The sequence below is a fragment of the Brevundimonas sp. genome, from assembly GCF_018608325.1.
Taxonomy (GTDB): domain Bacteria; phylum Pseudomonadota; class Alphaproteobacteria; order Caulobacterales; family Caulobacteraceae; genus Brevundimonas.
In genome coordinates this window covers 1-12,776 of the sequence record NZ_JABAZW010000158.1, presented here as the reverse complement: position 1 = coordinate 12,776, position 12,776 = coordinate 1, and the positions used below count along the sequence as shown (strand labels likewise).

Below are 12,776 nucleotides of genomic sequence, written 5' to 3'. Positions count from 1 at the left end.
TTGCTCCGGGGCATGCACCGGATGCGAATCATGGAGTAAGGTGTCCCCCCATGGCTCGCTATGTGTTCATCACCGGCGGCGTGGTTTCCTCGCTAGGAAAAGGCCTCGCCTCCGCCGCTCTCGGCGCTCTTCTGCAGGCTCGCGGCTATAAGGTCCGCCTGCGCAAGCTCGACCCCTATCTGAATGTCGATCCGGGCACGATGAGCCCGTATCAGCACGGCGAGGTCTTCGTGACCGACGACGGCGCTGAAACCGATCTGGATTTAGGTCACTACGAGCGTTTCACTGGCGTGTCGGCGGCCAAGTCTGACAACATCACGACGGGCCGAATCTATTCGACGATCCTGGAGAAGGAGCGTCGCGGCGACTATCTGGGTGCGACCGTGCAGGTGATCCCGCACGTCACCGACCAGATCAAATCCTTCTGCCTGACGCCTGCTGTGACCGATGCGGGCGAAGATGTTGACTTCGTGCTGGTCGAAATCGGCGGCACCGTCGGCGACATCGAGGGCCTGCCGTTCTTTGAAGCCATCCGCCAGTTGGGGCAGGATCTGCCGCGTGGCCAGTCGTGCTTCGTCCACCTGACACTGCTGCCCTTCATCAAGACCGCTGGCGAGATGAAGACCAAGCCGACGCAGCACTCGGTCAAGGAACTGCGCTCCATCGGCATTCAGCCGGATATTCTGCTGTGCCGCTGCGAACAGCCGATCCCGGCTGAGGAAAAGCGCAAGATCGGTCAGTTCTGCAACGTACGCGAAAGCGGCGTTATCCAGGCCATGGATTCCGCCGACATCTACGCCGTGCCGCTGGACTACCACCGCGAAGGCCTGGACCGCGAAGTGCTGGCTCACTTCGGCATCACTGACGCGCCCGAGCCTGACTTGACCCTGTGGCAGGAAATCGCGCGCCGCCGTCTGCACCCCGATGGCGAAGTCACGATCGCCGTGGTCGGCAAATACACGGTCCTGAAGGACGCCTATAAGTCACTGATCGAGGCGCTGCATCACGGCGGTGTGGCCAACAACGTCAAGGTCAACATTGATTGGGTCGAGGCCGACACCTTCGAAGGCGACCCCGAGGCCTGCGAAGAGCGCCTGCAGGGCGCGCACGCGGTCCTGGTGCCCGGCGGCTTCGGCGAGCGCGGTTCGGAGGGCAAGATCGAGGCGGCCCGTTTCGCCCGTGAGCGCAACATCCCTTATTTCGGCATCTGCTTCGGCATGCAGATGGCGGTGATCGAGGCGGCGCGGAATCTGGCGGGTTATCCCAAGGCGTCCTCGACCGAATTCGGCCCGACGGAGGAGCCGGTCGTCGGTCTGATGACCGAATGGACCCAAGGCAATCAGCGCGTCCTGCGTCAGCAGGGTGGCGATCTGGGCGGCACCATGCGTCTGGGCGCCTATGATTCGACGCTGGCGGCTGGGTCGCAGATCGCAGAGATCTATGGCTCTACCGACATCAGCGAGCGTCACCGTCACCGGTATGAGGTGAACATCAACTATCGCGAAGCGATCGAGCAGAAGGCGGGTCTGGTCTTTGCAGGCCTGTCGCCCGACGGCGTCCTGCCCGAGACGGTCGAGCGTCCTGACCATCCGTGGTTCATCGGCGTTCAGTACCACCCGGAACTGAAGAGCCGACCGTTCGCGCCGCACCCGCTGTTCGCCAGCTTCATCGGCGCGGCTGTGGTCCAAAGCCGTCTGGTTTGATATAACCATGTTCACAGGGCTGCGGTCTGGGTTGCCGCTGGTCTTGCGATATCAAGGTTAAGGCGGACTGGTCTGTTCAGTCCGCCGACTGGGGCGGTCGATGATTGGCGAACTGCTTTACCATCTGCACCGGCATATCCGGCTGGTTCTGCTCGTCTGCGGCGTTGGCGCACTGACGACAGCGGGCATCGTCGCCTATGCGACCGCCAAGCATTTCGCGATCCTGTAGCCTGAAACTCTGACGAGAAGAGCGGGGTTAGGCGGGCTTTTTATCCACCAGAGGCAGGCCGGGCGCGTCGGGTGCCGTGTCTGCGCCAGCGTTCAGTGGTCGTTGCATGAAGACGACGTCGCGCCAGTCATCATGCTTCCAGCCCGCCGCCTTGAAGACGCCTGCATCACTGAAACCGCGTGTCCGGTGCAGGGCGATGGATCCGGTGTTCTCCGCATCGCCGATGACCGCCACCATCTGACGCAGGCCCATCGCCTCGCAGCGCACGATCAGTTCATCCAGCAAAGTCCCCGCAACGCCGCATCCGCGAGCCTGGGGCGCGACGTAGATCGAATCCTCGACCATGTACCGATAGGCCTGACGGGTGCGGAACGGTCCCGCATAGGCATAGCCGACCAACGCGCCGTCGATTTCGACCACAAGGCGGGGCAGGCCCAACGCTTCGACCGAGGCGAAGCGCGCACGCATCTCCGCCTCATCCGGGGCCTCCAGTTCGAAAGTGCCGCGACCGTTCGCGACACTTTCTGCATAGATGGCGGTGATGGCGGGGAAGTCGTCAGGCCGAACGTCGCGCAGCAACAGTTGGCTCACGCCTTCTCCCAGCCCTTGTCGATGGCCCAGATGGCGAAGGCGTAGTCGTGGGCGACTTCCTTCAGATAGTCGAAGCGGCCCGCCGCGCCGCCATGCCCCGCCTCCATGTTGATCTTCAGAAGCACTGGCTTGCCTGAGGTGGTGGCGGGACGCAGCTTGGCGACCCACTTCTCAGGCTCCCAATAGGTGACGCGTGGGTCCGACAGGCCGCCGGTCGCCAGCACCGCCGGATAGGCCTTGGCCTCGACCTGATCATAGGGGCTGTAGCTGTACATGTAGTCGTAGGCGGCGGCGTCCTCGATCGGATTGCCCCACTCGGGCCATTCCGGCGGCGTCAGGGGCAGGGAGGTGTCGCTCATGGTGTTGATGACGTCGACGAAGGGCACTTGGCCGATCACGCCCGCCCACAGGTCTGGACGCATATTGTTGACCGCGCCCATCAGCATGCCGCCAGCCGACCCGCCCTGGGCGACGATGTTGCCTGAAGCGGCATATTTGCGGTCGATCAGGTGTTCGGCAGCGGCGATGAAGTCGGTGAAGGTGTTCTTCTTGGTCATGCGCCGCGCGCCCAGGAACCAGCCCCAGCCCTTGTCCGAGCCGCCGCGGATATGCGCAATGGCGTAGATCCAGCCCCGGTTCACCAGCGACAGTCGATTGGCCGAGAAGCCTGCAGGCATGGGAATGCCGTAGGAGCCATAGCCGTACAGCAGCAGGGGCGCCGAGCCATCGACCGGCGTATCCTTGCACCGCAGCAGGGTCACCGGCACCAACTGGCCGTCAGATGCTGGGGCATTCAGCCGCTCGACCACATAGTCGGCGATGTTGTGGCCCGACGGGATTTCCTGGGTCTTGCGCAGGGTCCGCTCACGCGTCGCCATGTCGTAGTCAAAGGTCTGGGTCGGCGTGGACGGCGAGTTGTAGGCGTAGCGCGTCTTGACCGTGTTGAACTCGGACGCGCCCGCCAGCGACAGGGCGAAGGCGGGTTCGTTCACGGCGATCTCGTGCTCGGCGCCTGCGCGGTCACGGATGATGATGCGGGTGTTGGCGTCGGCGCGTTCCTGACGGGCCAGATGGTCCTTGGTCAGGTCCAGACCTTCGATGAAGCGGCCCGGCGTATGGGCGACCAGATCCTTCCAGTTGGCCTTTGCAGGCGACGCGGTCGGGGCCTCGACAATCTTGAAGTCCACGGCGTCGTCAGCGTTGGTGCGGATCACCCAACGGTCGCCCCAGTGGTCAGCGTCGTAACGCGTCGCCACCACGCGCGGCTCAAGCACGACGGGCTCAGCCGTAGGCGTCGCGCCGGGGATGTATCGCGCCTCTGAGGTTTCCTGGTTCTGGATCCCGATGACGATGAACTTGTCGTCGGATGTCCGGCCCACGCCGATGAACATGCCGTCGTCGGCTTCATCATAGACCAGGGTGGTTTCACCACCGCGCACAGGGCGACGGAAGATCTTGTCCGGGCGTCCGTTGTCGTCGCGGTTGGTCCAGAAAATCCACTGGCTGTCCGGCGAGAAAGTGAAGTCGCCGGTGGCGCTTTCGATCGCGGAGGGCAGGACGTCGCCTGAGGCGATATCCTTGACGTAGATTTTGTGGACCTCGGACCCCTGGGCGTCCTCGGCATAGGCGAACAGGGCGTGGTCGGGGCTGTGAGAAGCCGCCGAGATCTCGGAATAGGCCTTGCCCTCTGCCAGTTTGTTGGCGTCCAGCAGAACGGTCTCGGCGCCGCCATCGCGCGGCTTGCGGCAATAGAGGGGGTGTTGGTCGCCGGTGTTATAGCGGACGTAGTACTCCCACGGGCCGTCAGGGGCGGGGACTGAGGAATCGTCTTCCTTGATGCGTCCACGCATCTCCGCGAACATCGTCTCCTGCAGCGGCAGGGTCGAGGCCATCATGGCCTCGCGATAGGCGTTCTCGGCGGTCAGGTGTTCCTTGACTTCGCCCTTGATCAGGGTCGGATCACGCAGGACAGCCTGCCAGTTGTCGTCCTTCATCCATTGATAGTCGTCCGTCCGGGTGCGACCCAGTTGTTCGATGACGACGGGGATTTTCTTGGCGACAGGAGGTTGAGGCATCGAGGGTCCGGTAGGATGGCGGGCGAGGGCGGGCGTTGCGACTGCGGCGGCGGTCATCGCCGTAGATAGGATCATTTCGCGTCGGTTCATGTCGTGCCCCCTGGTTCGTGTGACGGACCTTGTGCGTCGCCGGGGGGCGGCGTCAAATGAAGAAAAGCCAGAAAAGCCGGTTCGATTGATGTTCGCCGATCAGATTTCAGTCTCTGCACCTGCCGAAGCGGTTTTTGCGGCGGCAGGCCTGGCCAATCCGCGTCGAGACGCCGCGGCGGCGATCATCGACGCCACGGTCCAGATCGACCAGCCGTCGGGCGAGGGGCTGCGAACCGTGGCGACGGCCTTTCTGGTCAATGCGCCGCGCCCGGACGGGGCTCCTCGGACCGTTCTGGTCACCGCCCGCCATGTGCTGGAGCAGATGCCGGAGCGGTCGGTAAGGATCGGCTGGCGCGTCCAGCAGACGGATGGGAGATGGCGTTTCACCCCTCAGCCGTTGGAGATTCGAGGCACAGCGCTTGAACCGCTGTGGAGCGCGCCCCCTGACCGCGATGTTGCGGTGATGGAGATCACAGCGCCGGAAGCCTTTGCGCGGGCGGCCATTCCGCTCGGCTGGCTGGCGGGTGCGGAGGATTTCGAGGCCATGGGCGTAGCGGCGGGCGACGAACTGTTCGCCCTGGGCTTTCCGCGTGGTCTGTCGTCGAACAGAGCCGGTTTTCCGATCCTGCGAGCCGGTCGCGTCGCCTCGTGGCCTCTGACGCCGGTCGGAACCTATCCGACCTTCTTGTTGGACTTTCATGTCTTCCCCGGAGACTCGGGCGGGCCGGTCTTCTGGACGGCTGCGATGCGTAGGACGCGGCCCGACGATGCCCCCGATCATCCCGTCGTCGTCGGCGTCGTCATAAGGGAGGTGATAGCTCAGGATCAGGGCATGGGCATCGGCGTCATCGCCCACGCAGCCTATGTTCGAGAGGCTATCGCCTTGCTCGATGGGCCTAAATCCTAGGGCGTCGCCTTTAACCAGACCTGTTTCAGACCGTCGATTTCGTCATGGCGTTCGCTGTGGTGAATGAAGCCCGCCCGTCTCGCCATGGCGATTGAAGGTGCATTGGCGGGGCGGATCGACAGAGCGATACGGGTGGCGCCCTTCGACCACGCAAAGGCGGTCAGGGCGTCCAGAGCTTCCGTCGCCAGACCCCGACCACGATGCGCGAGTTCTATGGCATAGCCGATCTCGACGGTTTGGTCTGGCCGTCCGGGCGCGGCGTGGAACCCGGCATGGCCGACCACGACGCCGCTTTCATGAAGGATCAGCGCCCGCAGACCCCATGGTCGATAGGCGGCGTCCGCCAAATCATCGCGGCGAACCGCAAAAAGCTCGCGGTGCGCGGCGGCCCAATCGTGCGGGACGGAGGCGCCGAGGCTGTGTCCAGCCTCGGCGATATCCCCTGCGATCAGCAGGTCGAGCACGGCCTCGTCCAGGGGACGAAGCCACAGACGGGATGAGGCGATGTCGCCGTCCCGGATCAACCCGCCAGCACGTCCGCTGAAATCCGGCGCAGCAGGTCGCCACCCTGACCGACGGCGGCCAGACGGCTGGACACGTGGCCCAGCACATTGGCGGCATAGACTTCGTAGAGGTCCAGCTTGCCTTGCAGCCAGACCGGATCGCCGTCGTTAGCGTCCAGCTTGGCCTTGGCCGCCAGCGCGCCCTTGGCCAGCATCCAGCCGCCGGCCAGTACGTCAGCGGCGGCCTCAGGATTGGTTTTCTGGTCCAGCAGCCACAGGGTGGCGTCCTCAACCGCTTCTATGGCGGTGTCGAAACGCTCGACAGGCTTGCCCGTATAGAGGCGCGACAGGTCCGCGAGCGTGGCCTTCATGTCGGCGATCAGAACCTTGGCCGACTCGCCGCCGTCCATCGACAGCTTGCGCCCAACAAGGTCCATGGCCTGAATGCCGTTAGTGCCTTCGTAGATCGGGGCGATGCGGGCATCGCGGTAGTATTGGGCCGCGCCAGTTTCCTCGATGAAGCCCATGCCGCCGTGGACCTGAACGCCCAGTGAAGCGACCTCGCAGCCGACATCCGTGGACCAGGCCTTGGCGATGGGGGTGAACAGGTCTTCGCGGGCCTTCCACTTCTTGCGGTCGGCCTCGGTTGCGGCGTGGCGGGCCAGATCGGCAGCGACGCCGGTGGACAGGCAGATGGCGCGGGCGGCGGCGGTCTTTGCCTTCATCACGGCCAAGGTGCGGCGCACATCGGGGTGGTCGATGATCGGGGCGTTGGCCTCGCCGGTCCAGACGGAGCGGCCCTGACGGCGCTCCAGCGCATAGGCCAGGGCGTGCTGATAGGCGCGCTCTGCGATGCCGACGCCCTCGACGCCGACGGCCAGACGCGCGGCGTTCATCATGACGAACATATGGGCCAGACCCTGGTTCGGTTGACCGACCAGTTCCGCGCGCGCGCCCTCATAGCTCATGACGCAGGTCGGCGAGGCGTGGATGCCCAGCTTGTGCTCGACGCCGACGGGACGGAAGGCGTTGCGATCGCCCAGTGTGCCGTCGTCCTTGACTGCGAACTTGGGCGTCAGGAACAGGCTGATGCCTTTCGGTCCCTTGGGCGCATCAGGCAGGCGGGCCAGCACCAGATGGACGATATTGTCGGTGGCGTCGTGGTCGCCCCAAGTGATGAAGATCTTCTGGCCGTTCAGCGCATAGGTGCCGTCGCCGTTCGGCGTGGCGGTGGCGGTCAGCGCGCCCAGGTCCGAACCCGCGCCCGGCTCGGTCAGCACCATGGCCCCGGTCCATTCGCCGCTGATCAGCTTGGTCAGATATTTCGACTTCTGCTCTTCGGTGCCGACCTGCTCCAGCGCCTCGATGGCGGCCAGCGACAGCATGGGGCACAGGCCGAACGCCATATTGGCGGCGTGCACGGTCTCATAGGCCGCCAGCTCCAACGCCTTGGGCAGAGCCTGTCCGCCATGCTCAGCCGAGGCCGACAGGCTGGTCCAGCCGCCTTCTGCGAACTGGCGATAGGCGTCTGCGAAACCGGGTGCGGCGGTCACGGCGCCATTGGCGTAGAGCGAGCCCTTCTGGTCGCCGATACGGTTCAACGGCGCCAGCACGCCTTCCGAGAACTGACCGGCGGCTTCCAGCACGGCGCCCGCGACATCGACATCATAATCCGGGAAGGCGCCAGTGGCGGCCAGGTCGGGCATTCCGGCGATGGCTTCAAGCGTGAAGGTCAGGTCACGGACGGGGGCGCGGTAGCTCATGGGTTTCCTCGGTATTCTTTACGGCCTAAGTGCCCCGTCTCCATCGTTCGCCGCAAGCGGCTTGGCGCGTGGACCTTAGTCGAGGCACAGTGACGCCATGCCGTCACGGAAGGGAAGTCATGGCCGAACCGCGAAACCGCTATTCGATCGTGTCGCTGATCATGCACTGGACGATTGCGGCCGCAGTGCTGGCGCAGGTGCTGCTGGTGACAGCGCATGAGGCGACCGAAGGACCAATTTCGCGTGAGTTCATCAGCCTGCACAAGTCGGTCGGCCTGACGATTCTGGTGCTGACCCTGTCGAGAATCGGCTGGCGTCTGGCTAATCCGGCCATTGCGCTGCCGGGCGATATGTCGCGGTGGGAGAAGTGGCTGGCGCGCGCCGTTCACGTGCTTTTCTACGCGGCGTTGATCGTCATTCCCCTGACGGGTTGGATGGCGTCGTCGGCGGCGGGACGAGAGATTCTGTGGTTCGGACTGTTTGATTGGCCGCTGCTGCCGATTTCGGGCGGTCGCGATGCGGCGCGCGGCTTCATGACGGTGCATGGTCTGGTGGTGAAGGGGCTATATGTCCTGATCGCCCTGCATATTCTGGGGGCGCTGAAGCATCAGTTCGTGGATCGCGACAATGTCCTTCACCGCATGATCCCCCTGATCCCGCGCCGACCATGAGCGATACTGTTGAACAGGCCGCGACCTGCCTGCGCCGTGGCGAGCTGATCCTGCTGGCGACCGAGACGGTCTATGGACTGGGCGCGGACGCTGGCAATCCCGATGCGGTGGCGGCCATATTCGAGGCCAAGGGAAGGCCGCGCTTCAATCCGCTGATCTCCCACGTGTCTGATGCGGCCGCGGCTGAGGAAATCGGCGTGTTCGGGTCGCAGGCGCGGGCGCTGGCTGAGGCCTTCTGGCCGGGGCCGCTGACCTTGGTGACCCCAGTGCGCAACGCCGACCGCGTCTGTGACCTGGCGCGAGCCGGACTGGACAGCGTGGCGATCCGCGTGCCGGGTCATGCGAAGGCCAAGGCGGTGCTGGCCGCATTCGGCGGGCCGGTCGTGGCACCTTCCGCCAATCGTTCGGGCCGCCCCAGCCCGACGACCTTCGCCGACGCGGTGGAGGAGACGGGCTTCGCCGTCGGTGCGGCGATTGACGGCGGCCCCTGCATCGTAGGGCTGGAAAGCACGGTCGTCTCGGTGCTGGGAGGGCAGGTGTCGCTGCTGCGGCCCGGATCGGTGACGCGGGCCGAGATCGAGACAGTCGTCGGGCCGTTGGCGGACAGCAGCGAGGGGCATCGGTCGCCCGGTCGGCTGACCCTGCACTATGCGCCGGATGCGCCGGTGCGGATCGAGGCGGATCAGGTGCGGGATGGCGAGGTTCTGCTGGGGTTCGGCGCGGGTGTCGGCGATGCACGCTGGAGCCTCAGCCCGACCGGGGATCTGCGTGAAGCGGCGGCCAATCTGTTCCGGCTGCTGCGCGAGGCGGATCGGACGAAACCCATCGGTATCGCCGTGTCGCCCATTCCGGGCGAAGGGCTGGGTGAGGCCATCAACGACCGTCTGCGGCGCGCTGCGGGCCACGTCGGTTAGGCGAAGCGGGCCTGAAGATCGACGCTGGCGCGCAGGCCGACTGTGGGGCGACAGGTGTTGAGCCAGTCGTCAGCTGCTGCTCGGCCCCGCGCCTTCAGATCATTGAGGAAGGTCCATTCGGTGTTGAACTTGGTGCGCAGCGGCAGGTCATCCAACCAACCGTCCGCCTCGATGGCGTGCAGGCGTACGGTGCGGAAGGCGCCGGGTTTCAGACTGCCCTGAGCCGCCAGTTCCTCCGCCATCGCCAGGGCGCGCAGTTCGGCGACAAGCGGCGCGTTGAAGACGATTTCGTTCAGGCGGTCGACGATGTCACCCGAGCTCTTGGGCGTTTCGTCACGCAGCATCGGGTTCAGGGTGACCAGCAGCACATCGTCGGGCGTGTCTTCACCCGTCAGCGGCCACAGCGGCGGATTGGTCAGATAGCCGCCGTCCCAGTAGGGCTCTCCGTCGATCTCCACGGCCTGAAACAGATGCGGCAGACAGGCGCTGGCCATCAGCACATCGGCCGAGATTTCTTCGGAAGTGAACAGGCGCGTCTTGGCTTGGCGCACGGCGGTGGCGGCGACGAACAGGCGGATGTCGGACCCTCTCACCGCCTCGAAATCCACAGACGCCTTCAGAACCCGGTTCATAGGATTGTGGTTCAGTGGATTGAATTCGTAAGGAGACATGGTCATGGCCAGTGTCTCGCCTGCACGCCAGAAGGGGTTGTCCTTCAGCCATTCGGGTGGGCGGGCCGCGTTCCAGATCGCACTGTCGCCAAAGACGTTGCGGCCCCCGGACTGGTTCACCTCGCGCCACAGTTTGTCCAGCGCGATGCGACCCCCTTGGTTTCCGCCTGTCGTCAGGCCGGACACGAGCGCAGCCCCATTCATGGCGCCTGCTGAAACGCCAGACACGGCCCGGATGTCCAGGCTGTCGTCCTCCAGCAACCTGTCCAGAATACCCCACTGAAAGGCGCCGTGCGCACCGCCGCCCTGCAGCGCCAGACTGATCGGCCGTCGGGCGAGGGGGCGGCGAGGTCGGCCGGTCCAGCGGCCTTACGTTTGAATATCGCCACTTTGCCCCCTTGGCCGCTGTATGTTCCCGGCGCTACTGAGCGGTCCAGCCGCCGTCGATGGAGAAGCTGGCCCCGTTGGCCGAGGCTCCGAGGTCCGAAACCAGATAGAGGAAGATGCCCGCCAACTGGTCCGTCGTGACGAACTGTTTGGTCGGCTGGGCAGCCAGGATCACATCGGTCAGCACCTGTTCCTTGGTCAGGCCGCGCGTGCGGGCCTGGTCAGCGATCTGCTTTTCAACGATCGGCGTCTCGACGAAGCCGGGGCAGATGGCGTTGCAGGTGATGTTGTCGCGCGCGACTTCCAGCGCGACGGTCTTGGTGAAGCCGATCACGCCGTGCTTGGCCGCGACGTACGCCGACTTGAACGGGCTGGCGACCAAACCGTGGGCCGAGGCCATGTTGATGATCCGGCCGCGCCCTTGCGCCTTCATGATCGGGATCGCCGCCCGCGTGGCGTAGAAGGCCGACGACAGGTTGATGGCGATGATCTGCTCCCACTTGTCGGTGGGGAATTTCTCGACGGCCTCGACGTGCTGGATGCCGGCGTTGTTGACCAGAATGTCGAGGCGGCCCAACTCGTGCTTGGCGAAGGCGACCATGTCGGCGATTTCCTCGCCGCGCGTCATGTCCGCACCGTGATACAGCACGCGCCCGCTGGACGAGGCTTCCAGTTCAGACCTGGTGCGTTCGATCTCGGCCGGATCGCCTAGACCGTTCAGCACCACGTCGCCGCCGCGCGCCGCCACAGCCCGCGCCAGCGCTAGGCCAATGCCCGAGGTGGAGCCGGAAATCACGGCCACCTGGCCCTTGAGATCACCGATGTCGCGAAACGCCGGGGCTTCGCCGTGCGCGGCTGCGCCGCCGTTCGATGATTTGGACCGCTGGAACATAGGCTCGCCTTCTGGTTCTTATGAGGGGAGATTAGCGGCAGTCACCTATCGCAATCAAGAATTTCCCGACCTGGTGAATATCCACTCGCTCTCGGTCGATGCAGTCTTGTTGAAACGATAACCGTCGCGGTCGAAAGCCTTGAGGTCCTCAGTGCGTTCCACGCGTTCGTCGATAGCGTAGCGCGCCATGGCGCCGCGCGCCTTCTTGGCGAAGAAGGAGATGATGCGGCTCTCGCCGTTCTTTTCCTCACGGAACTGGGGCGTGACGACCGGCAGCTTCAGCGCCTTGGCGTCGACGGCGCCGAAATATTCCTGGCTGGCCAGATTCACCAGGGTCGGATCGGCCTGCCCCTCGGCGTCGGCGTTCAACTGTTTCGAGATGCGGTCGCCCCAGAAGTCATAGAGGCTGGCGCCGCGCTTGGTCTCAAGCCGGGTGCCCATTTCCAGACGATAGGGCTGGATGCGGTCCAGCGGACGCAGCAGGCCGTAGAAGCCGGACAGGATGCGCAGGTGATCCTGGGCGAAGTTCAGGCCTGCTTCGTCCAGTTCACGGGCCTTCAGGCCCTCATAGACGTCGCCAGCGAAGGCGAAGGCGGCCTGGACCCCGTCCAGTGATTCGGGATCGAAGGCCTTGAAACGCTCGACGTTCAGCTGGGCCAGATCGTCGGAAATCTTCATCAGGCGTCGCAGGTCCGCTTTTGTCTGACGCTTGGCGGTTTTGGACAGGGCGGCCGTGTCGTCCAGCAGGCGACGCTGCGATGCAGGCAGGGTCGACACTGGCTCGGTGAAGTCGAGCCGCTTTGCGGGAGAAAGTACGATCAGCAAAACCAGGCTCCTTGTCGAAGGCGCCGACATAGGCCGCTTCGGTGACGATTTGAACCGGGCTTGAGGTCTCACCGCGTGCACAGGGCGACGCTCCGACCGTTTTTGACGGAGGGATTGAGCGCCCGAAAGGAGGGCTTGTTGGAGTGGCCGTCCTTCGGGTCCGAGGCTCAGCGGCGCTACGTCCGGAATGGCGAAGGAGCTAGAACAGCACCGCCGGATTCATGATCCGCTTGGGATCAAGCGCGCGGCGGATAGCGGCCATGGTCTCGATTTCGAGCGGGGACTTGTAGCGTTTGACCTCTTCGGTCTTGAGCCGCCCCAGACCGTGTTCGGCCGAGATGGAGCCGTCGTAGCCGCCGACGACGTCGTGGACGACCTGCGAACCTTCCTTCCAGCGTCCGATGAAGGCGGGGATGTCCTCGCCGACGCCGGGCAGGATGTCGTAGTGCAGATTGCCGTCGCCGACATGGCCGAAGACCGAGACACGGGCGCCGGGATGGAAGCGTTCGACAGCGGCGGTGGCCTCGTCGATGAAGTCGGCGATGCGGCTGATGG

13 protein-coding genes are annotated in these 12,776 nt (G+C 64.8%); 5 read left to right on the top strand and 8 right to left on the bottom strand.

The features are described 5' to 3' along the window. Positions 1–50 precede the first annotated feature (50 nt). Together QZ281_RS15645 and QZ281_RS15640 are read left to right on the top strand one after the other, a co-directional pair. The gene (locus QZ281_RS15645) at positions 51–1,703 is read left to right on the top strand and encodes a CTP synthase (protein ID WP_292229947.1); all 1,653 of its coding nucleotides are present in this window, start codon (positions 51–53) and stop codon (positions 1,701–1,703) included. A gap of 100 nt (positions 1,704–1,803) precedes the next feature. Continuing rightward, on the top strand, positions 1,804–1,932 hold the full coding sequence (locus tag QZ281_RS15640) for a hypothetical protein (RefSeq protein ID WP_292229945.1): 129 nt from the start codon (positions 1,804–1,806) through the stop codon (positions 1,930–1,932). A 27-nt stretch (positions 1,933–1,959) separates the two neighbouring features. Here the strand turns inward: QZ281_RS15640 and QZ281_RS15635 are convergent, their stop codons facing one another. Both QZ281_RS15635 and QZ281_RS15630 read right to left on the bottom strand, forming a co-directional pair. After that, positions 1,960–2,523, bottom strand: coding sequence for a GNAT family N-acetyltransferase (locus QZ281_RS15635; RefSeq protein ID WP_292229943.1), 564 nt, complete (start codon positions 2,521–2,523; stop codon positions 1,960–1,962). Beyond that, positions 2,520–4,688: a S9 family peptidase gene (locus QZ281_RS15630; RefSeq protein WP_292229941.1), complete on the bottom strand. Its 2,169-nt coding sequence runs from the start codon at positions 4,686–4,688 to the stop codon at positions 2,520–2,522. Before QZ281_RS15630 ends, QZ281_RS15635 begins: the two co-directional genes overlap by 4 nt. An 88-nt stretch (positions 4,689–4,776) precedes the next feature. Between QZ281_RS15630 and QZ281_RS15625 the strand changes: the two genes are divergently transcribed. Next, positions 4,777–5,595, top strand: a complete 819-nt coding sequence (locus QZ281_RS15625; protein WP_292229939.1) for a serine protease — start codon at positions 4,777–4,779, stop codon at positions 5,593–5,595. On the opposite strand, the gene QZ281_RS15620 is transcribed toward QZ281_RS15625, so the two are convergent. After that, entirely contained in the window at positions 5,592–6,119 is a 528-nt protein-coding gene (locus QZ281_RS15620) for a GNAT family N-acetyltransferase (RefSeq protein WP_292229937.1), read from the bottom strand. The genes QZ281_RS15625 and QZ281_RS15620 overlap by 4 nt on opposite strands. Next, a complete protein-coding gene (locus QZ281_RS15615) occupies positions 6,116–7,861 on the bottom strand; it encodes an acyl-CoA dehydrogenase (RefSeq protein WP_292229934.1) in 1,746 nt (581 codons plus the stop codon). Before QZ281_RS15615 ends, QZ281_RS15620 begins: the two co-directional genes overlap by 4 nt. A gap of 119 nt (positions 7,862–7,980) precedes the next feature. On the opposite strand from QZ281_RS15615, the gene QZ281_RS15610 reads away from it, so the two are divergent. Both QZ281_RS15610 and QZ281_RS15605 read left to right on the top strand, forming a co-directional pair. After that, a complete protein-coding gene (locus tag QZ281_RS15610; RefSeq protein ID WP_292229932.1) occupies positions 7,981–8,532 on the top strand; it encodes a cytochrome b in 552 nt (183 codons plus the stop codon). Beyond that, entirely contained in the window at positions 8,529–9,446 is a 918-nt protein-coding gene (locus QZ281_RS15605; RefSeq protein WP_292229930.1) for an L-threonylcarbamoyladenylate synthase, read from the top strand. The genes QZ281_RS15610 and QZ281_RS15605 overlap by 4 nt, the downstream gene beginning before the upstream one ends. On the opposite strand, the gene QZ281_RS15600 is transcribed toward QZ281_RS15605, so the two are convergent. The 4 genes from QZ281_RS15600 to QZ281_RS15585 all read right to left on the bottom strand — a co-directional run. After that, on the bottom strand, positions 9,443–10,429 hold the full coding sequence (locus tag QZ281_RS15600; protein WP_363298101.1) for a patatin-like phospholipase family protein: 987 nt from the start codon (positions 10,427–10,429) through the stop codon (positions 9,443–9,445). The genes QZ281_RS15605 and QZ281_RS15600 overlap by 4 nt on opposite strands. 109 nt (positions 10,430–10,538) lie before the next feature. After that, positions 10,539–11,396: a 3-hydroxybutyrate dehydrogenase gene (locus tag QZ281_RS15595; protein ID WP_292229927.1), complete on the bottom strand. Its 858-nt coding sequence runs from the start codon at positions 11,394–11,396 to the stop codon at positions 10,539–10,541. A 54-nt stretch (positions 11,397–11,450) separates the two neighbouring features. Beyond that, positions 11,451–12,221, bottom strand: coding sequence for a peroxide stress protein YaaA (gene yaaA, locus QZ281_RS15590; RefSeq protein ID WP_292229926.1), 771 nt, complete (start codon positions 12,219–12,221; stop codon positions 11,451–11,453). A 199-nt stretch (positions 12,222–12,420) separates the two neighbouring features. Beyond that, a partial coding sequence (locus QZ281_RS15585) for an FAD-linked oxidase C-terminal domain-containing protein (RefSeq protein ID WP_292229924.1) occupies positions 12,421–12,776 on the bottom strand: 356 nt, incomplete at its 5' end.

Bases quoted from the DNA above. Each gene is read 5' to 3' on its own strand.
- QZ281_RS15615 (WP_292229934.1), bottom strand. From the start codon at position 7,861: ATGAGCTACCGCGCCCCCGTCCGTGACCTGACCTTCACGCTTGAAGCC.
- QZ281_RS15640 (WP_292229945.1), top strand. From the start codon at position 1,804: ATGATTGGCGAACTGCTTTACCATCTGCACCGGCATATCCGGCTGGTT.
- QZ281_RS15645 (WP_292229947.1), top strand. From the start codon at position 51: ATGGCTCGCTATGTGTTCATCACCGGCGGCGTGGTTTCCTCGCTAGGA.
- QZ281_RS15610 (WP_292229932.1), top strand. From the start codon at position 7,981: ATGGCCGAACCGCGAAACCGCTATTCGATCGTGTCGCTGATCATGCAC.
- QZ281_RS15605 (WP_292229930.1), top strand. From the start codon at position 8,529: ATGAGCGATACTGTTGAACAGGCCGCGACCTGCCTGCGCCGTGGCGAG.
- QZ281_RS15595 (WP_292229927.1), bottom strand. From the start codon at position 11,396: ATGTTCCAGCGGTCCAAATCATCGAACGGCGGCGCAGCCGCGCACGGC.
- QZ281_RS15625 (WP_292229939.1), top strand. From the start codon at position 4,777: ATGTTCGCCGATCAGATTTCAGTCTCTGCACCTGCCGAAGCGGTTTTT.
- QZ281_RS15630 (WP_292229941.1), bottom strand. From the start codon at position 4,688: ATGAACCGACGCGAAATGATCCTATCTACGGCGATGACCGCCGCCGCA.